Below are 19,060 nucleotides of genomic sequence, written 5' to 3'. Positions count from 1 at the left end.
CCGCCCCGAGCCATCGCACGGGCTCCCGGGGAATCCGCATCGCCCGGCGACCACCTGCGCCACCGTCAGCGCCGTCCTCCGGACATCCGGTCGGCTGCCGCAGCCGAGCCGCCGACCACGCCTGGAACCCCGTACCGCGCAGGAAGTCGACCGCGCCGACTTCCTGCGCACCCGGGCTCACCTCGACGAGGCCCGGGCCCCGGGCCCCGCCCGTCGATCACTCCCAGCGCCAGCCGTTCTTGTCCTCGCAGGTGAGCGTCCGCCCCGCGGCATCGGTTCCGGTGTCGCCGTGGGCACTGCTGGGGCAGAACCTACCCCGGACGATGCAGGCGCCCTTGGAATCCGTGGTGCACCCGGCTGCCTGGTGCTGGGTGGGCGTGGGCTGCGGCGCCGGCGGGGTGGATGCCGGAGCCGGTTCATGGGTGGCCGGCGCGGCAGGGGCCGGAGGAGCAGCAGGAGCAGCCGGGGCGGCAGGAGCGACCGTCGAGGTCGGTGCCGCGCTTGCCGGCTCGGTCGCACGCGCGGCCGGGGAGGGCGGCACGGCCCCCGGGCAGTCCTCCTCGTTCTTCACCACGGACAGCGTCACCGTCATGTCCTTCACCGCGGGTTCCCCGGCGGCCGGCTGCTGGGAGCAGACCTTCCAGTGGCTCGGCATGAGAACCGACCGGGTGTGGGACTCGCCCGGGTGGACGTCCTTGAAGTCCACGCTCTTGGCAACGCGCGCTTCCCGCTGCTGCAAGGCGTCCTTGGCCTTGTCCCCGGGCATGCCGACGACGCTCGGAACCGACGTGCTCGGCGTTCCGGTGGTGCTCGACGCCGACGTACCGCCGGCTTCCGCCTTGCACCCGGCCATCATGAGCACGGCGGCAACCGCACCCGCGCCGAGGACGGTCGCCCGCATCCGGCGGGTGGGGCTCGTCGGACGGACTCCGTGCGACTGGAATATCGGCGGCTGTATCACGGCAGGCAGACACACTTCCGGATCAATGGTGGCGCGTCACAAGGAGTTTCGGACGCGGAGAAGGCTCGAACGTACACCAGAAGCACTCGCGGTGGCGCCGGGTATCCGGAATCCGGCCTGCCATCAGATCAGCGAACGCGCGGCCGCCTTCGAGGAACTGTGAGCCAGGAGGCCACTCACGCCGTCCGCCGGATACCCGGTGCCGCCCCTTCGCACAGGAAGTCGGCCCAGCCGACTTCCTGTGCGGCACGCCCTCACGCTTCTTTACGGTCGGCATCGGTTGGAACGGGTGGGTATCCGGCCCCGGACGGGGCATCCCTGATCACGAAATTCTCGTCCGCATCCCCGTGCGGGTGATGCCGGTCCTGCGAAAGGCGTGCGATGACGCAGAACGTGCCGGACTTCTCCGCCCTGTTGAAGGGAGCCCGGCGGTCGGCCGTCCACCTGGAGATGCGGGACGTCTACGGCGTGGCCGACGAGGCCGCCGCCTTCGAGGCGTTCAAGCGGGTCGGCTCGGTCGACCTGGACCCGGAGTCCGAGGGCTGGGCCGGCTGGGTGCCGCTCGTCCGGGAGACCGTCGGCCGTGGGGTGGCGATGCGCCGGGCGAGGATCGTGTCCGAGCCGGTGACGGACTACATCCGCTGGGAGCACGCGTTGACCGCGGTCAACATCGCCGCCGGCGAGAAGGTGCGGTGGCTCCCCCGCCGGCTCGCCTCGGACATTCCGCTGCCCGGTAACGACCTGTGGCTGATCGACGACCGCCTGGTCCTCTTCCACTGGTTCACCGGCGACGGCGACTGGGCCGGCCACGAGTACACCGAGGACCCGGCCGTGGTGACGATGGTCTCCCACGCCTTCGAGACCGTCTGGAAGCGCGGCATCCCCCACGACCGGTACCCCGTCTGACGGCGAGGCCCCGGACACAGGTCGGGCTCCTGCACAGGAAGCTCCGCCGACGTGCTACGCGGACGCCCACCAGGTCGAGGGCGCCGCGACCGCGTAGCCCAGCGACTCGTACAGCGGGCGGCCCAGCTTCGAGGCGGTGAGCGTGGCCGGCACGTCCGCCAGGTCGGCGAGGGCGCCGAGCATGACGGCCCGGCCCACGCCGCGCGACCGGAACGCCGACGAGGTGGCGACCCAGTAGTGGCTGCCGACGCCGTCGTCCAGGACACTGACGCAGGCTCCCGCGACCACGCCGTCGACCGAGGCGACGAACACGTCCACGCCCGGCTGTTCGATCAGCGACGGAGGGAAGAGCTCCCCAGGGTGGTAGGGCTGGAACCCGTCCAGCTCGAACCCCTCGATCACCACCCGCTCCGCCGCCCGGAGGTCCTCGGCCCGCCGGACCCGGGTCACGTCCAGCGCCGGTTCGGCGACCGGCCCGGGCGGGCGGAGCATGATCGGCATCTGCCAGTTGCGCATGCCCAGGTGGCTCAGGTCGGTCGAGCTGAACGGATCCTCGACGTTCACCGCCCCCACTGCCCGGCGGACCAGCTCGGTCAGCCCGGCCAGCTCGTCCGGGTCGAGGTCGGGCTCCTGGATCAGGACCCGCAGGCCCGCCCGCTCGTCGCCGTCGACCGCGACGAAGCCGCGGCGCCGGATCACCTCGTGCCCCCGGCTCCGGCCGGTCGCGGTCCAGAAGGCGGCGGAGTTGCGGGCCTGGGCCGTCGGCGCCGTGGCCAGGGACACGGGCTGGTCGGTCGAAGTGGGTATCGAAGTGGATCCTGTTGTCATTGCGCCTACGGTAGTACGGAATTGACCCGCCTGAAGGGGCCGACGACCGCGGCGGGCCCGGACCCGTGACGCGTCGGGGCCCGCCGCGGGCGACAGCGCGTCAGTGCGCGGCGGCCTCCCAGTTGGCGCCGACGCCGACCGAGACGTCCAGCGGGGCGCGCAGCGGGTAGGCGCCCGCCATCTGCTCGCGGACGAGGGCCTCGACCTGCTCGCGCTCGCCCGGGGCCAGCTCCAGCACGATTTCGTCGTGCACCTGGAGCAGCATCCGGGAGGTGAGGCCGGCGGCGCGCAGCGCCTCGTCCACCCGGAGCATGGCGATCTTGACGATGTCGGCGGCCGAGCCCTGGATCGGGGCGTTGAGGGCCATCCGCTCGGCCATCTCGCGGCGCTGGCGGTTGTCGCTGTTGAGGTCCGGCAGGTAGCGGCGGCGGCCGAGCAGCGTCTCGGTGTAGCCCGTCGCCCGGGCCTCGTCGACGACCCGGCGCAGGTAGTCCCGCACGCCGCCGAAGCGCTCGAAGTAGGTGTCCATCAGGCCCTGGGCCTCGGCCGGCTTGATGCCGAGCTGCTGCGAGAGCCCGTAGGCGGACAGCCCGTACGCCAGGCCGTAGGACATCGCCTTGATCTTGCGGCGCATCTCGGCGTCCACCGCGGCGCGCGGCACCTCGAAGACCTGGGAGGCGACGGTGTTGTGCAGGTCCTCGCCGGAGGCGAAGGCCTCGATCAGCGCCTCGTCCTCGGACAGGTGCGCCATGATCCGCAGTTCGATCTGCGAGTAGTCGGCGGTGAGCAGCGACTCGTATCCCTCGCCGACGATGAAGGCGCGCCGGATGGCGCGGCCCTCCTCGGTGCGGACCGGGATGTTCTGCAGGTTCGGGTCCTGCGAGGAGAGCCGGCCGGTGGCGGCCACCATCTGGTTGAAGGTGGTGTGGATCCGGCCCTTGGGCGAGACGGTCTTGAGCAGGCCCTCGACGGTGGTGCGCAGCTTGGCCTGGTCGCGGTGGCGCAGCAGGATGACCGGCAGCTCGTTGTCGGTCTGGGTGGCCAGCCAGGTGAGCGCGTCGGCGTCGGTGGTGTAACCGGTCTTGATCTTCTTGGTCTTGGGGAGCGCGAGCTCGCCGAAGAGGATCTCCTGGAGCTGCTTGGGCGAGCCGAGGTTGAACTCGTGCCCGGCGGCGGCGTGCGCCTCCTCGACGCAGCGCTGGATCTCGGCGGCGAACTGCGTCTCCAGCCGGGTGAGCCACTCGCGGTCGGCGGCGATGCCGTAGCGCTCCATCCGGGCCAGCAGGGCGGCGATGGGCAGTTCCATGTCGTGCATCAGCTCGGCGGCGCCGACCTCGGCGAGGCGGGTGTCGAAGAGCGCGGCGAGGTCGAGCACGGCGCGGGCCTGGAGCATCAGCGCCTGGGCGGCGGCCGTCTCGTCCTCCTCCGGTGCGTCGAAGGCGAGTTGGCCGCTCTCGGCGGCGGGGGCCGGGGTGAGCGAGCGGCCCAGGTACTCCTCGGCGAGCACCTCCAGGGTGAAGGTGCGGCGGCCGGGCTTCTCCAGGTAGGCGGCGAGCGCGGTGTCGGCGACGACCCCGGCGATGGTCCAGCCGCGCTCGGCGAAGGCGCGCATGACCTGCTTGGCGATGTGCAGGGCCTTGGGGGCGGCGGCGTCGGCGAGCCAGCCGGCGAAGGCCCGCTCGTCCTCCTCGGCGAGCAGCGCCGGGTCGAACCAGGCCGCGGATTCCCCGGCGGCCAGCGCGACTTCGGTGACCTCGCCGGCCCCGAGCGCCCACTGGTAGAGGGCGGCGAGCGCGACGGTGGTCTTGCCGTCGGAGGCGTGCTCGGCCAGCCAGGCAGCCAGGGTGCCCGGGTCGGTGAGGAGTTCGCCGTCCACCTCGACGCCGGGGGCGAGTTCGGCCTCGACGGCCTCCGCGCCGGCGGACGGGTCGATGCCGAAGACCCGGTCGCGGAAGTTGGCGTTGCGGAACTCCAGCGACTCCATCAGGGTGCCGACGGCGGCCTTGTCGAACGGCTTGCGGTCCAGGTCGGCGACGCCGAGCGGGAGTTGGACGTCGCGGACCAGCTCGGTGAGCACCCGGTTGCGCTTGACCGAGTCGAGGTGGTCGCGCAGCTTCTCGCCGATCTTGCCCTTCACCTCGTCGGCGCGGGAGACGAGTTCGTCGAAGGAGCCGAACTGGTTGACCCACTTGGCGGCGGTCTTCTCGCCGACGCCGGGGATGCCGGGCAGGTTGTCGGACGGGTCGCCGCGCAGCGCGGCTAGGTCCGGGTACTGGCGCGGGGTGACGCCGTACTTCTCGGTGACCTTCTCCGGGGTGAAGCGGGTGAGCTCGGAGACGCCCTTGGTCGGGTAGAGCACGGTGACGTGGTCGGTGACCAGCTGGAGCGAGTCGCGGTCCCCGGTGACGATGTCGACGTCGTAGCCGGCCGCCTCGGCGGCGGTGGCCAGGGTGGCGATGATGTCGTCGGCCTCGAAGCCCTCGACCGTCAGCCGGGGGATGTTCATCGCGTCGAGCAGCTCGCCGATCAGGCCGACCTGGCTGCGGAACTCGTCCGGCGTCTTGGCGCGGTTGGCCTTGTAGTCGGGGAACTCGACGGAGCGGAACGTCTGCCGGGAGAGGTCGAAGGCGACGGCGAGGTGGGTGGGCTGCTCGTTGCGGACGGTGTTGGCGAGCATCGACGCGAAGCCGTAGACCGCGTTGGTGGGCTGGCCGGTGGAGGTGTTGAAGTTCTCCACGGGCAGGGCGTAGAAGGCCCGGTAGGCCATCGAGTGCCCGTCGAGCAGCATCAGCCGGGGCCGCGGGCCGGCCCCGCCGCCACCCGTCGCGCCCTTGTCCGTACTCTGCGTAGCCACGTCAACGTCCGTTCCTGCCGATTCCACTACCGGCCACCGATCCTATGGCCCGGCACCGACAAAAAGGACGCCGCGCCGGTCCGGCCGCAGCCGCTACCTATGAGTAGGACGGTCGTACGATCACAGGCGGCAGATCCCCCGGCACCACCAGCGGCAGGAGTTCCCCCATGACCGACGCGGCCCCCGACACCACCCTCGACAGCGCCACCGGCACCACCGCCGGCGCCGCACCCGGCACCGCGCCCGTCCTCGACACCGCGCCCGTCCTGAAGGTCCCGCAGGACGTCCTGGACCACTTCGCCAAGCTCGGCGTGAGCCCGGAGACCTTCTCCGGCGGCCACCTCGGCGAGAAGCTCGGCATCCGGATCGTCGAGGCCTCCGGCGACCGCGTGGTCGGCACCATGCCGGTGGAGGGCAACCAGCAGCCGTACGGGCTGCTGCACGGCGGCGCGTCGGCGGCGCTGGCCGAGACGCTGGGCTCGATCGGGGCGATGCTGCACGCCGGCCCGGGCCGGTACGCGGTCGGCGTGGACCTCAACGCCACCCACCACCGCTCGGCCACCTCCGGACTGGTGACCGGGGTGGCGACGGCCGTGTTCAAGGGCCGCACCGCCGCCACCTACGAGATCGCGATCACCGACGACACCGGCCGCCGGATCACCAGCTGCCGGCTGACCTGCATGCTGCGCGACCTCTGACCGCCCGCCGCACCCGACCGCCTCCATACCGCCGACAACGTCCGTACACCGTCCGCGAGTTCAGCACCGACAACATCAAGTCCCTTTTCCGCCCCCTTGTTTGACCTTCCGCCCCCATGGGCAGGCGTTGGTCAGGACGAGGGGGCGTTCCACATTCCGGGCGCGGCCGGCACGGATCCCGCGCCGCACGTCCCGCGCCTGTAACGCTGCGTAACAAGTAGGAAATCCAAGCAATTGCCGGTTCCGGGGCTTTCGGGCGCCCCGGAACCACTCGACCGCGCCCCCGTTGTCCGCAATCCGGACGCTCAAGGCCGAAACCAGAGCATCGAACATGATCGTCCGATAATCGACGCTGCCAGCTGCAACCCCCATTTCTGGCCCTTACATCGCCCTACCAGCGAGTAAACGCCCGACTTCGCGGGATCGATCGAGCCGGAACGACCACATGCTGAGACGAATGCTCCGTGTGCTCATAACAAGAGAATCACAGCCTGCCGCCAGCACTGCCCGAGCCGCCCAACGGCATCTAGAGTCACGGCCAGTCACCGCGCCATTCGATTGGGCCAGGCCCTCCGCGCACTCCGGCTCCCGCCATTCAGGCGCGGCGCCTCCTGAACCGAAGGGGACCCTCGTGCGTCATCGTTCAGCAGTTGTCGTGAGCATTGCCGTGATCGGCGCCCTCAGCCTCAGCGCCTGCGGCTCCCGCGGAGAGAAGAAGGCCGACGGCGGCGGCTCCAACTCCGGCTCCACCACCGTCGTCATCGGCGTCGACGCCCCGCTCACCGGCGACCTCTCCGCCCTCGGCCTCGGCATCCGCAACTCCGTCGACCTCGCGATCAAGAAGGCCAACGAGAGCAACGAGGTCCCCGGCGTCAAGTTCGAGATCAAGGCCCTGGACGACACCGGCAAGCCCGCCCCCGGCCAGCAGAACGCCACCCAGCTGGTCGGCGACTCCAAGGTCCTCGGCGTCGTCGGCCCGCTCAACTCCAGTGTGGCGCAGTCGATGCAGCAGATCTTCGACGACGCCGGCCTGGTCGAGGTCTCCCCCGCCAACACCGGCGTCGCCCTCAGCCAGGGCGAGAAGTGGGCCAGCGGCGAGAAGAAGCGCCCCTTCACGTCCTACTTCCGCACCGCCACCACCGACGCCGTCCAGGGCCCGTTCGCCGCCCAGTTCCTCTACAACGACGCCAAGAAGACCAAGGTCTTCCTCATCGACGACCAGAAGACCTACGGCGCCGGCCTGGCCGGCACCTTCAAGGGCGAGTTCACCAAGCTCGGCGGCCAGCTCGCCGGCGAGGAGCACGTCAACCCCGACGACCGCGACTTCGCCGCCATCGTCACCAAGGTCAGGAGCTCCGGCGCCGAGGCCGTCTACTACGGCGGCGAGTACCCCGCGGCCGGCCCGCTCTCCCTCCAGCTCAAGGAGGCCGGCGTCAACATCCCGCTGATGGGCGGCGACGGCATCCAGAGCGGCGACTTCATCAAGCTCAACCCCAAGAGCCAGGGCGACTACGCCACCGCCGTCGGCCTGCCGGTCGAGAGCCTCGACACCGCCAAGAAGTTCATCGCCGACTACAAGACGGCCGGCTACAAGGACGCCTACGAGACCTACGGCGGCTACTCCTACGACAGCGCCTGGGCCATCATCCAGGGCGTCAAGCAGGCCGTGAAGGACAACAACGGCAAGGTCCCCGACCGCAAGGCCGTCCGCGACGCCGTCCAGAAGGTCACCTTCGACGGCGTGACCGGCAAGGTCTCCTTCGACGAGTTCGGCGACACCACCAACAAGCAGCTCACCGTCTACACCGTCAAGGACGGCAAGTGGGCCGTGGAGAAGTCCGGCACCTACAAGGGCTGACACACCGTCACCACCCGCTCCACCGGCCCCACTTCCTCCACACCGCGCGCGGGGGCGCCACGAGTGCCCCCGCGCGCACCCACATCCACCACCCACGCGGACACCCCCGAACGCACTACGGAGGCCCAGCGGTGCACGACCTACCGCAGCAGCTGGCCAACGGCCTGATCCTCGGCGCCCTCTACGGGCTCGTCGCGATCGGCTACACGATGGTCTACGGCATCGTCCAGCTCATCAACTTCGCCCACGGCGAGATCGTCATGGTCGGCGGCTTCGGCGCGCTGACCGCCTACCTCGCCCTCCCCGGCGGCACCACCCTGTGGCTGGCCCTACCGCTGATGCTGATCGCCGGCATCCTGGTCTCCACCCTCACCGCCGTCGCCGCCGAGCGCTTCGCCTACCGCCCCCTGCGCAACGCCCCCCGGCTGGCCCCGCTGATCACCGCCATCGGGCTGTCCATCCTGCTCCAGCAGCTCGTCTTCTCCTTCTACCCGGACGCCAAGAAGGCCCGGGTCTTCCCCAAGCTCCCCGGCGACCCGTTCAGCCTCGGCTCCGTCACCGTCCAGCGCAGCGACGTCTTCCTGATCATCGCCGCCCCGCTGTGCATGCTCGCCCTCGGCTGGTTCGTCACCCGCACCCGCTCCGGACGCGCCATGCAGGCCACCAGCCAGGACCCGGACACCGCCAAGCTGATGGGCATCGACACCGACCGCATCATCGTCATGGCCTTCGCCATCGGCGCCGCGTTCGCCGCCGTCGCCGCCGTCGCCTACGGGCTGCGCAGCGGCCAGGTCGACTTCCGGATGGGCTTCATCCTCGGCCTCAAGGCCTTCACCGCCGCCGTCCTCGGCGGCATCGGCAACATCTACGGAGCCATGCTCGGCGGCCTCGCCCTCGGCCTCGCCGAAGCCCTCGCCACCGGCTACATCCAGCACCTGCCCGGCATGCACCTCTTCGGGGGCGGCGCCTGGAAGGACGTCTGGGCCTTCGTACTCCTCATCCTCGTGCTCCTGATCCGGCCCCAGGGCCTGCTCGGCGAGCGCGTCGCGGACAGGGCGTGACCACCATGACCACCACCCCCACCGAGACGACCCCGGTCATCCCGCTGCCGGCCCGCGCCGCCGCGGCCGTCACCGCGCTCGGCGCCCTCGCCACCGCCGCCTCCGCCGCCATGTCCTGGACCTGGACCTCCGACTACCCCGGCGACCTCACGTACAACGGCTCCCCGGCCGGCCTCCAGTGGCTCGCCCTCGCCGCCGGCCTGCTCACCCTGCTCCTGCTGCTCGCCGGCCAGGGCGTCCCCGGCCTGCGCTGGGCCGCCCCCGCCCGCAGCAACAACGCCGTCCTGTACGCCGCCACCGGCGCCCTCCTCCTCGCCGTCTACTCCGTCACCTCGATCTCCGTCGAACTCGACCCGCCCGGCCTCGTCAACCTCGAACCCGGCGGCTGGGTCCTCGCCGCGGGCGGCCTCATCGGCGTCCTCGGCGCCCTCGGCCTGCCGCTCGACCGCCGCACCGCCGTCCCGCTGCGGATCCTCGACAAGCGCCTCTTCCTGCTCGTCCCGGTCGCCCCCGCCGCCTGGTTCGGCGCCCACGCCATCCCCGCGGACCAGCCGGTGGCCCCGGTCATGACCGCCCTGGCCGGCGGCCTCGCCATCGCGGCCGGCGCCGTGCTGCTGCTCCAGCTCGGCCACCTCGCCAACAGCCGGCTCCGGCTGGGCCGGATCGACCGCCCGCTGGTCGCGCCGCGCCCGCTCCCCTCCTGGGTCGAGGTGCTGCTGATCGTCCTCGCCTTCGGGCTGGGACTGTTCGCGATCACCTTCGGCATCGACACCGAGTACGGCGAACTCTTCACCGGCTACCTGCTGTTCGCCGCCCTCGCCGTCCCCGCCCTGGCCCGGTCCGGCCTGCTCGCCCGGCTGCGCGCGCTGACCGTCAAGCACCGCCCGGTCACCACCGGCGCCGCCTTCGCCGCCGCCGCCAGCTTCCCGTTCACCCAGACCAGCGACCAGTACACCTCGGTCGCCACCAACATCCTGATCTTCGCCACCGTCGCCCTCGGCCTGAACATCGTCGTCGGCCTGGCCGGCCTGCTCGACCTCGGGTACGTCGCCTTCCTCGGCGTCGGCGCCTACGCCGCCGCCCTGGTCTCCGGCTCCCCCGCCTCGCCCATCCACGTCCAGTTCCCGTTCTGGGCCGCGATGCTCACCGGCGCCGTCGTCTCGATGGTCTTCGGCGTGCTGATCGGCGCCCCCACCCTGCGGCTGCGCGGCGACTACCTCGCCATCGTCACCCTCGGGTTCGGCGAGATCTTCCGCATCACCATGCTCAACCTCAACGGCACCACCGGCCCCAAGGTCACCAACGGCTCCAACGGCATCCCGCGCATCCCCGACCTGCAGATCCTCGGCTTCGACCTCGGCAAGCCGCACACCGTGGCCGGCATCGAACTCGGCCGCTTCTCCAACTACTACCTGCTGATGCTGCTGGTCACCGCCCTGGTCGTACTGGTCTTCGCCCGGGTCGGCAACTCCCGCATCGGCCGCGCCTGGGTCGCCATCCGCGAGGACGAGACCGCCGCCGAGGCCATGGGCATCAACGGCTTCCGGCTCAAGCTGCTCGCCTTCGCCCTCGGCGCCCTGCTGGCCGGCCTGGCCGGCACCGTCCAGGCCCACGTCAGCTACACCGTCACCCCCGACCAGTACACCTTCGCCGAGGCCCTCCCGCCGAACTCCGCCTTCCTCCTCGCCGCGGTCATCCTCGGCGGCATGGGCACCATCAGCGGCCCGCTGGCCGGCGCCACCCTGCTCTTCCTCATCCCGAAGAAGCTCGAGTTCCTCGCCGACTACCAGCTCCTCGCGTTCGGCGCCGCCCTCATCGTCCTGATGCGGGTCCGCCCCGAGGGCCTCATCCCCAACCGCCGCCGGCAGCTGGAGTTCCACGAGGCCGCCCTCCCGGCCCAGGCCGCCGGCGAGCCGACCGCACTCACCAAGGCAGGGGCGTGACCGACCCGATGACCACCACCGCCGCACCCCTGCTCGAAGTCACCGGCGTCACCATGCGCTTCGGCGGCCTCACCGCGGTCAACGACGTCTCGCTGACCGTCGGCGAGGGCGAGATCATCGGTCTCATCGGCCCCAACGGCGCCGGCAAGACCACCTTCTTCAACTGCCTCACCGGCCTGTACGTCCCCACCGAGGGCGCCGTCCGCTACCGCGACACCCTGCTGCCGCCCAAGCCCCACCTGGTCACCCAGGCCGGCATCGCCCGCACCTTCCAGAACATCCGGCTGTTCGCCAACATGACCGTCCTGGAGAACGTCCTGGTCGGCCGGCACACCCGCACCAAGGAGGGCGTCTTCTCCGCCATCCTGCGCGGCCCCGGCTACCACCGCGCCGAGGCCGAGAGCCGCCGGAAGGCCATGGAACTCCTGGAGTTCACCGGCCTCGCCGACAAGGCCGACCACCTCGCCCGCAACCTCCCGTACGGCGAGCAGCGCAAGCTGGAGATCGCCCGCGCGCTCGCCTCCGAACCCGGCCTGCTGCTGCTCGACGAACCCACCGCCGGCATGAACCCCCAGGAGACCCGGGCCGCCGAGGAACTCGTCTTCGCGATCCGCGACCGGGGGATCTCGGTCCTCGTCATCGAGCACGACATGCGGTTCATCTTCAACCTCTGCGACCGCACCGCGGTGCTCGTCCAGGGCCAGAAGATCGTCGAGGGCGACCGCGAGACCGTCCAGAACGACGAACGCGTCATCACCGCCTACCTGGGCGCCCCGCTCGAAGGCACCACCCCCGCCGCTACGGAGTCCGACCAGTGACCGCACTTCTCGACGTTCAGGACCTCCGCGTCGCCTACGGCAAGATCGAAGCCGTCAAGGGCATCAGCTTCACCGTCGCCCAGGGCGAGGTCACCACCCTCATCGGCACCAACGGCGCCGGCAAGACCACCACCCTGCGCACCCTGTCCGGCCTGCTCAGGCCCACCGCCGGGCGGATCACCTTCGACGGCCAGGACCTCTCGACCGTCCCGGCCCACCGGATCGTCGCCCTCGGCCTCGCCCACTCCCCCGAGGGGCGGCACATCTTCCCCCGGATGACCATCGAGGAGAACCTCCTCCTCGGCGCCTTCCTGCGCACCGACGCGGCCGGCATCGCCGCCGACGTCGAGCGCGCCTACGGCCTGTTCCCGATCCTCGGCGAACGCCGCCGCCAGGCCGCCGGAACGCTCTCCGGCGGCGAGCAGCAGATGCTCGCGATGGGGCGGGCGCTGATGTCCCAGCCCAAGCTGCTGATGCTGGACGAGCCCTCGATGGGGCTCTCGCCGCTGATGATGCAGAAGATCATGGCGACCATCGTCGAGCTGAAGTCCTCCGGGACGACCATCCTGCTGGTCGAGCAGAACGCCCAGGCGGCGCTCTCGCTCTCCGACCGGGGGTACGTCATGGAGACCGGCCGCATCGTCCTCTCCGGGACGGGCGCGGACCTGCTGCACGACGAGTCCGTCCGCAAGGCGTACCTCGGCGAGGACTGACGCCTGTGTACGCGCAGGGCCCGGCAGAAACGTTCTGCCGGGCCCTGCGCTCATGCCCTATTCGGGCTTGGCCTCTTCCGCCTTCTTGCGGTCCTGGGCCTCGCCCTCCTCGATGACCGCCTCGGCCACCGCGGCCATCGTCATCCGACGGTCCATCGAGGTCTTCTGGATCCACCGGAAGGCGGCCGGCTCGTTCAGCCCGAACTTGGTCTGGAGCACGCCCTTCGCCCGGTCCACCAGCTTCCGGGTCTCCAGCCGCTGGCTGAGGTCCCCGATCTCCTTCTCCAGCGCCCGCATCTCGGCGTACCGGGAGACCGCCATCTCGATCGCCGGCACCAGGTCCGACTTCGAGAACGGCTTGACGATGTACGCCATCGCCCCCGCGTCACGGGCCCGGTCCACCAGCTCCCGCTGCGAGAACGCGGTGAGCATCAGGACCGGCGCCAGGTGCTTCTCGTGGATCTGCTCGGCCGCGGAGAGCCCGTCCAGCACCGGCATCTTCACGTCGAAGATCGCCAGGTCCGGCTTCAGCTCCTCCACCAACCGCACCGCCGTCTCCCCGTCCCCCGCTTCGCCGACGACGGTGTACCCCTCCTCTTCGAGCATCTCCTTGAGGTCGAGGCGGATCAGCGCCTCGTCCTCGGCGATCACAATCCGGGTGATCTGGGGCGTATCGGTCTCAAGCGGCTGCGCCTGCTCGTCGGCGGTGCTCACGGGGCTCCTAGTTCCGGCGGGGTACTGCATGCACGAGGGTACCCAGACACGGTATGTTTAGGGCATTCAGGGTCGGGGTCCCCCTTCGATTCTGGGGCTGGCCCCGATAGCCCAGCGGTAGAGGCAGTGGTCTCAAACACCATCCAGCGTGGGTTCGAATCCCACTCGGGGTACTTTCCTTCAATCCGAAGGAACGGCATTGGCCCGTCTCTTCACCACTGCGAGTGAAGCGACCGGGGCACCGTTCAGCTCGCCCTCTCCAGGGGCTCCAGCTCCACCGTGAGCCTCATACCCAGCGCTTCCGCGTACCGCTCGAGAACCACGATCGTGGGCATCGTCCCGCCCGCCTCGAATCGGGCGACGGCGGGCTGTTGCATTCCGGTCGCGGCCGCCAGTTGGGCCTGGGTCATGCCGAGGGCCTCTCGACGCAGGCGCACTGCCTCGCCCAGCTCGAACCGCAGCCGCGCGGCCTCGTACGCCGCGCCGGCCCCGGGGCGGTTCAGGATCTCCTCCCGCATGGCCCGCCAGGACGCGCGTTCGCTCATCTCGCCCACTCCTCGTCCTCGTCAACGGTGTGCCGCTCCGCCACGCAACGACGCAGCGCCCGCCTCGCGCGGTCGACCTCGCCGGTCTCCCGCATGCGCGTCTTGCGGAACACGGTCAACAGGATGATCCTCCTGCCGGACGTGATCCAGTAGGTGATGCGCATGTCCAGCTCGTTCAGATGGAAGCGCAGTTCCCGGAGTTTCCCGTCCAGTTGGCGCGTGTGCGGTTCTCCGAGCAGCGGCCCGCGGACGGCGAGCAGATCAATGTGGAACGCGACCGTTCCCTGATCATCCTGGCGCAACCCGAGGATCCAGTCCCGGACCTCCGGTTCGAGCTCCACCTCTCCCCAAGTCATAACACGGATGTTATGGAGGCGCCAGGGTCCGCACCCGTCGATCCGACGGGCGGCGGGCGGCATCCCTCCGAATGAGGGATGCCGCCCATGAAGGGCCGGTCGAAGCTCGCTCAGGCGTCCAACGTTCCCACGTGGTGGATGCGGACGAGGTTGGTGGAGCCGGCGAGGCCGGGCGGGGAGCCCGCCGTGATGACGACGATGTCGCCCTTCTGGCAGCGGCCGAGCGACAACAATGCCGCGTCGACCTGTTCGACCATCTGGTCCGTGGTCGGGGCGAACGGGCCGAGGAAGGTCTCCACGCCCCAGGTGAGGGCGAGTTGGCTGCGGACGGCCGGCTCGTAGGTGAAGGCGAGCACCGGGATGGGCGAGCGGTAGCGGGTCAGCCGGCGGGCGGTGTCGCCGGACTGGGTGAAGGCGATCAGGTACTTGGCGTGCAGGAAGTCGCCGATCTCGGCGGCCGCGCGGGCGACGGCGCCGCCCTGGGTCCGCGGCTTGCTGCCGGTGGTCAGCGGCGGGAGGCCGGCCGCCAGGATGTCGTTCTCGGCGGCCTCCACGATCCGGGCCATGGTCTTGACCGTCTCGACCGGGTACTTGCCCACCGAGGTCTCCCCGGAGAGCATCACCGCGTCCGTGCCGTCCAGGACGGCGTTGGCGACGTCGGAGGCCTCCGCGCGGGTCGGGCGGGAGGCGTTGATCATCGAGTCGAGCATCTGGGTCGCCACGATGACCGGCTTGGCGTTGCGGCGGGCGAGCTTGATGGCGCGCTTCTGGACCAGCGGGACCTGTTCGAGGGGCATCTCCACGCCCAGGTCGCCGCGGGCCACCATGATCCCGTCGAAGGCGTCGACGACGGACTCCAGGTTCTCCACCGCCTGCGGCTTCTCGATCTTGGCGATGACCGGGACGTGCCGCCCCTCCTCCGCCATGATCCGGTGGACGTCCTCGATGTCCCGCCCGCTGCGGACGAACGAGAGCGCGATGAGGTCGGCCCCGGTCCGCAGCCCCCACCGCAGGTCGGCGACGTCCTTGTCGCTGAGCGCGGGGACGGAGACGGCGACGCCGGGGAGGTTGAGGCCCTTGTGGTCGGAGACCAGCCCGCCCTCGATGACCAGGCACCGCACGTGCGGCCCGTCGACGGCGACGACCTCCAGGGTGACCCGGCCGTCGTCGACCAGGATGCGCTCGCCACGGGCGACGTCCGCCGCGAGCCCGGAGTAGGTGGTCCCGCAGCGGTCCTTGTCCCCCACGACGCCGTTGTCGGTGGAGATGGTGAACTCGTCGCCGCGTTCGAGAAGTACGGGACCGTGGGCGAAGGTGTCGAGCCGGATCTTCGGGCCTTGAAGGTCGACGAGGACGCCGACGCTGCGGCCGGTCTCGTCGGCGGCCTTGCGGACGCGGCGGTAGCGTTCCTCGTGCTCGGCGTGCGAGCCGTGGCTGAGGTTCAGTCGGGCGATGTCCATCCCGGCGTCGACCAGGGCCTTGATCTGGTCGTACGAGTCGGTGGCGGGCCCGAGGGTACAGACGATTTTTGCTCGGCGCATAGTGCTGAGACTAGGCATTACCGGCGCGTAACCACGACGCGGGTCCGGACTGCGGGATGACCTTTGCCGTAAGGCGAGTTGAACAATCTGACACATCCTCGGACCGCTGTGCGAACGCCCCTCCGAACCTCCCGCCGCACGCCCCTCCGCACGCCCTCCGGGACGCCCGCGGCGCACCTCCCGCACCGCCCGCCGATGCGATTCCGTGAAAGGGTGTTCACCCCTGGTTCACCGCCGCTTCCGCCCCCGCTCCCCGCCCGGCGGGACGCTCGTCACCCCCGGGCCGCTGCCCGGGAGCCCCGGGTGACCACCCGGACGAAGGAGCGGACGAGGGGGAGGCGTTCGGCATGCGACGCGCACTGGGGGTGGTGACGGCCCTGGCCCTGCTGGGCGGGGTCGCCTTCGCGCTGATCCACGATGACCCGAAGAAGGACACCGTCACGACGGTCACCGGCCTGATCGGCTCGGAGAAGCGCGCCTTCTTCGAGAACGACCAGGTCAAGGCCGAGTTGGCGAAGCGCGGCCTGGAGGTCCGGGCGGACTCGACCGGCTCCTGGACGATGAGCGAGCAGGCGCGCAGGAACCCGGGGCTGGACTTCGCCTTCCCCGCCAGCGCGGCACCGGCCCGGGAGATCCAGCACATCTGGAACCTGCAGGACTCCCCGCTGGTGCCGTTCTACTCGCCCCTGGTGATCGTCGCCCACGCGCCGGTGGCCAAGGTCCTGCAGCGGAACAAGCTGGCCGACCTCGACGAGGTCAGCGGCGTCTGGACGTTCCGGATGGACGAGTACGTCAAGGCCCTGAAGAACAAGGGCAGATGGGAGGACTTGGCGGACGCCCGCGAGCACGCCGAGCTGTCCGGCCAGCTCTTCGTGACCACCACCGACCCGGACAGCTCGTCCTCCGGCGCGATGTACCTCGCGCTGCTGTCCTACGTCGCGAACAACCACCAGGTGGTGTCGGACGACGCCGGCCTCGCCGCCGTCAAGGACGTCGTGCACACCGCGAACGCGCTGCAGGGCATCCAGAAGAGCAGCAGCGACGAGCCGTTCCGGGACTTCGGCTCGGGGATCGGCAACCCGCTGATCCTCGCGTACGAGTCGCAGGCCGCCGCCCTGACGCTGCAGGGCAAGCCCACCGGGGACATGGTGGTGATGTACCCGGACACCACGGTCTACTCGGACCACACCGTGGTGGCCCGCACCCCCGAGGGCCGCAGGCTCGCCGACGTCCTCCAGAACGACGAGGTGCTGCGCGACCTGGAGGCCCGGTTCGGGCTCCGGCCGCAGGCGAAGCCCGAGGCCTTCGCGAACCTGCTGCGGGAGAAGAAGCCGACCTTCGCACCCGATCTGACCGCCGCCAGGATCAAGCAGGCGACCCTGCCCTCGCTGGACAACCTGCTCAAGCTGACCGCCGCGGCGAAGGGGACCAAGTGACCATCCCGACGAAGCGCCGCGGCTGGCTCACGGCCGCGCTGGCCGCCGTACTCGCCGCGGCCACCGCCTGCACCTCCTCCGGCGGCGGCGGGAACCCCGCCCCGAAGCCCACCGACCCGCCCGCCGAGACGGCCCGCCCCGGGGTGCTGCGCGTCCTGGCGGGCAGTGAACTCCAGGACCTGGCACCGGTCCTGGAGGACGCCCGGAAGGCCACCGGGGTGACCGTGCAGTTCTCCTGGACGGGCTCCCTGGACGGCGCGGACTCCGTCGCCGCGGGCCGGGCCGACGGCAGGTACGACGCCGTCTGGTTCCCGTCCAACCAGTACCTGCGGCTCGACCCGGCCGGGAAGTCCAAGCTGGTCTCCGAGACCCCGGTGATGGTCTCGCCGGTGGCGATCGGGGTGCGCTCCTCGGCGCTGGGCGAACTCGGCTGGGGCGACGGCTCCAAGGTCACCTGGGCACAGGTCGGCGAGGCGGCGGCGGCCGGCAAGCTGCCGTACGGGATGGCCGACCCGTCCCGCTCCAACTCGGGCTTCGCCACGCTCGTCTCGGTGGCCTCGGCCTTCTCCGGCGCGGGCGCGGCGCTGACCGACGCGGACGTGCAGAAGGCCAACCCGCAGCTGAAGCAGTTCTTCAAGGGCCAGAAGCTGACCTCCGGCTCCTCCGGCTGGCTGGCGCAGGCGTACACCCGGGCCGAGTCGGGCGTGGTGGGCGCGCTGGTGAACTACGAGTCGGTGCTGCTGTCGCTGAACCGGACGCTGCCGCCGCAGCAGCAGCTGACGGTGGTGCGGCCGGTGGACGGCGTGGTGTCGGCGGACTACCCGCTCTCGCTGATGGCCTCCGCCGCGCCGGAGCAGCGCGACGCCTTCCAGCGGCTGACCTCGTACCTGCTCAAGGAGGACGTGCAGAGACGCATCTCCGAGGTGACGCTGCGCCGCCCGGTGACGGCGGGCGCCACCCCGGCCGCCGGGCTGCCCGCGGACCGCCGCAAGGAGCTGCCGTTCCCGGGCACCAGGGCGGTCGCGGACGGCCTGCTGGCCGCGTACCAGAACGAGCTGCGCCGCCCGTCCCGGACGGTGTACGTGCTGGACACCTCGGGCTCGATGGAGGGCCCGCGGATCGCGGCGCTGAAGGCCGCGCTGGGCCGACTGACCGGCGCGGACGACACCCGCGGGGTGCGCCGCTTCCGGGACCGCGAGGAGATCACGCTGCTCTCCTTCGCCTCCGCGGTGAAGTGGACCAGGACCCACGTGGTGCCAGCCACCGGCAGCCAGCCGGGCCCGCGGGCGGAGCTGGCGTCGATCGACGCGGACGTGCAGTCGCTGGCCGCCTCGGGCGGGACGGCGGTGTACTCCTCGCTGGAGGAGGCGTACCGGGTGATCGAGCGCCAGCAGGCGGCGGCCGGCGACGACCGGTTCACCTCGATCGTGCTGATGACGGACGGGGAGAGCAACGCGGGGGCGACGGACGGGGACTTCAAGCGGTTCCACGACGCGCTGCCGGCCGGGGAGAAGTCGATCCCGGTGTTCCCGATCAAGTTCGGGGAGGCGGCGGTGAACCAGCTCCAGGGGATCGCGGACCTGAGCGGCGGCAAGCTGTTCGACGGGACGGGCTCGCTGGACGGGGTGTTCGAGGAGATCCGTGGCTACCAGTGACGGATTCGGCCCCCGGCTGCTGCGCTACCTGGAGTCGGCCCGGAACCTGGTCGGCTGCGCGGGCGGCGCGGTCGGCCTGGGGCTGCACTTCGCCGGGCTGGGCGGGGCCTGGTGGCCGGGGGTCGTGGCGGGGCGGGGTGGCGGTGGGGCGCTGCGGCGTCCCGCTCCCCGCC

Annotated in this window: 17 protein-coding genes, 1 tRNA gene and 1 pseudogene; 12 read left to right on the top strand and 7 right to left on the bottom strand. The window is 71.1% G+C overall.

What is annotated here, in order from left to right:
* Positions 1–217: 217 nt before the first annotated feature.
* Positions 218–766, bottom strand: coding sequence for a hypothetical protein (locus tag ABZW03_RS04695; RefSeq protein ID WP_355252177.1), 549 nt, complete (start codon positions 764–766; stop codon positions 218–220).
* Here ABZW03_RS04695 and ABZW03_RS04690 point away from each other — a divergent pair.
* Both ABZW03_RS04690 and ABZW03_RS04685 read left to right on the top strand, forming a co-directional pair.
* Positions 765–1,124, top strand: coding sequence for a hypothetical protein (locus ABZW03_RS04690; RefSeq protein ID WP_355252174.1), 360 nt, complete (start codon positions 765–767; stop codon positions 1,122–1,124). The two genes, ABZW03_RS04695 and ABZW03_RS04690, sit on opposite strands and share 2 nt — an antisense overlap.
* A 218-nt stretch (positions 1,125–1,342) precedes the next feature.
* Entirely contained in the window at positions 1,343–1,867 is a 525-nt protein-coding gene (locus ABZW03_RS04685; RefSeq protein ID WP_355252172.1) for a DUF6879 family protein, read from the top strand.
* A 54-nt stretch (positions 1,868–1,921) separates the two neighbouring features.
* On the opposite strand, the gene ABZW03_RS04680 is transcribed toward ABZW03_RS04685, so the two are convergent.
* Both ABZW03_RS04680 and polA read right to left on the bottom strand, forming a co-directional pair.
* Positions 1,922–2,650 (bottom strand): GNAT family N-acetyltransferase, encoded by a 729-nt coding sequence (locus ABZW03_RS04680; protein ID WP_355252169.1) that lies wholly within the window; start codon positions 2,648–2,650, stop codon positions 1,922–1,924.
* A 145-nt stretch (positions 2,651–2,795) separates the two neighbouring features.
* On the bottom strand, positions 2,796–5,483 hold the full coding sequence (gene polA / locus ABZW03_RS04675) for a DNA polymerase I (protein ID WP_355252259.1): 2,688 nt from the start codon (positions 5,481–5,483) through the stop codon (positions 2,796–2,798).
* A gap of 233 nt (positions 5,484–5,716) precedes the next feature.
* Between polA and ABZW03_RS04670 the strand changes: the two genes are divergently transcribed.
* The 6 genes from ABZW03_RS04670 to ABZW03_RS04645 all read left to right on the top strand — a co-directional run bounded on the left by ABZW03_RS04670 (position 5,717) and on the right by ABZW03_RS04645 (position 12,640).
* Complete coding sequence (locus ABZW03_RS04670; RefSeq protein ID WP_355252166.1) at positions 5,717–6,247, top strand: hotdog fold thioesterase; 531 nt, start codon at positions 5,717–5,719, stop codon at positions 6,245–6,247.
* A gap of 631 nt (positions 6,248–6,878) precedes the next feature.
* On the top strand, positions 6,879–8,105 hold the full coding sequence (locus ABZW03_RS04665; RefSeq protein ID WP_355252163.1) for a branched-chain amino acid ABC transporter substrate-binding protein: 1,227 nt from the start codon (positions 6,879–6,881) through the stop codon (positions 8,103–8,105).
* Positions 8,106–8,236: 131 nt separating this feature from the next.
* Entirely contained in the window at positions 8,237–9,166 is a 930-nt protein-coding gene (locus ABZW03_RS04660) for a branched-chain amino acid ABC transporter permease (RefSeq protein WP_355252160.1), read from the top strand.
* A gap of 5 nt (positions 9,167–9,171) precedes the next feature.
* On the top strand, positions 9,172–11,109 hold the full coding sequence (locus ABZW03_RS04655) for a branched-chain amino acid ABC transporter permease (RefSeq protein ID WP_355252256.1): 1,938 nt from the start codon (positions 9,172–9,174) through the stop codon (positions 11,107–11,109).
* A gap of 8 nt (positions 11,110–11,117) precedes the next feature.
* Positions 11,118–11,927 (top strand): ABC transporter ATP-binding protein, encoded by an 810-nt coding sequence (locus tag ABZW03_RS04650; protein ID WP_355252253.1) that lies wholly within the window; start codon positions 11,118–11,120, stop codon positions 11,925–11,927.
* A complete protein-coding gene (locus ABZW03_RS04645; protein ID WP_355252157.1) occupies positions 11,924–12,640 on the top strand; it encodes an ABC transporter ATP-binding protein in 717 nt (238 codons plus the stop codon). The genes ABZW03_RS04650 and ABZW03_RS04645 overlap by 4 nt, the downstream gene beginning before the upstream one ends.
* 57 nt (positions 12,641–12,697) lie before the next feature.
* On the opposite strand, the gene ABZW03_RS04640 is transcribed toward ABZW03_RS04645, so the two are convergent.
* Positions 12,698–13,354, bottom strand: a complete 657-nt coding sequence (locus tag ABZW03_RS04640; protein ID WP_355252155.1) for a response regulator — start codon at positions 13,352–13,354, stop codon at positions 12,698–12,700.
* 100 nt (positions 13,355–13,454) lie between these two features.
* Between ABZW03_RS04640 and ABZW03_RS04635 the strand changes: the two genes are divergently transcribed.
* A tRNA-Leu gene (locus ABZW03_RS04635) sits at positions 13,455–13,527 on the top strand.
* A gap of 72 nt (positions 13,528–13,599) precedes the next feature.
* On the opposite strand, the gene ABZW03_RS04630 is transcribed toward ABZW03_RS04635, so the two are convergent.
* The 3 genes from ABZW03_RS04630 to pyk all read right to left on the bottom strand — a co-directional run bounded on the left by ABZW03_RS04630 (position 13,600) and on the right by pyk (position 15,796).
* Positions 13,600–13,899, bottom strand: coding sequence for a helix-turn-helix transcriptional regulator (locus ABZW03_RS04630; RefSeq protein WP_355252152.1), 300 nt, complete (start codon positions 13,897–13,899; stop codon positions 13,600–13,602).
* Positions 13,896–14,255, bottom strand: coding sequence for a type II toxin-antitoxin system RelE/ParE family toxin (locus ABZW03_RS04625; RefSeq protein ID WP_355252149.1), 360 nt, complete (start codon positions 14,253–14,255; stop codon positions 13,896–13,898). Before ABZW03_RS04625 ends, ABZW03_RS04630 begins: the two co-directional genes overlap by 4 nt.
* A gap of 110 nt (positions 14,256–14,365) precedes the next feature.
* Positions 14,366–15,796: a pyruvate kinase gene (pyk, locus tag ABZW03_RS04620; protein WP_355252146.1), complete on the bottom strand. Its 1,431-nt coding sequence runs from the start codon at positions 15,794–15,796 to the stop codon at positions 14,366–14,368.
* Positions 15,797–16,143: 347 nt separating this feature from the next.
* Here pyk and ABZW03_RS04615 point away from each other — a divergent pair, with 347 nt between their 5' ends.
* From ABZW03_RS04615 to ABZW03_RS04605, 3 genes and pseudogenes are all read left to right on the top strand, one after another.
* Positions 16,144–17,232: a hypothetical protein gene (locus tag ABZW03_RS04615; RefSeq protein ID WP_355252143.1), complete on the top strand. Its 1,089-nt coding sequence runs from the start codon at positions 16,144–16,146 to the stop codon at positions 17,230–17,232.
* Positions 17,229–18,887 (top strand): substrate-binding domain-containing protein, encoded by a 1,659-nt coding sequence (locus ABZW03_RS04610; RefSeq protein WP_355252140.1) that lies wholly within the window; start codon positions 17,229–17,231, stop codon positions 18,885–18,887. Before ABZW03_RS04615 ends, ABZW03_RS04610 begins: the two co-directional genes overlap by 4 nt.
* A pseudogene (locus ABZW03_RS04605) lies at positions 18,874–19,060 on the top strand (hypothetical protein); the annotation flags it as partial. The gene ABZW03_RS04610 and the pseudogene ABZW03_RS04605, both read left to right, overlap by 14 nt.

The organism is Kitasatospora sp. NPDC004799 (assembly GCF_040609095.1).
Classification (GTDB): Bacteria; Actinomycetota; Actinomycetes; order Streptomycetales; family Streptomycetaceae; genus Kitasatospora.
Note: the sequence above shows the minus strand (reverse complement) of the source record. Positions and strands in the feature narration are given on the sequence as shown.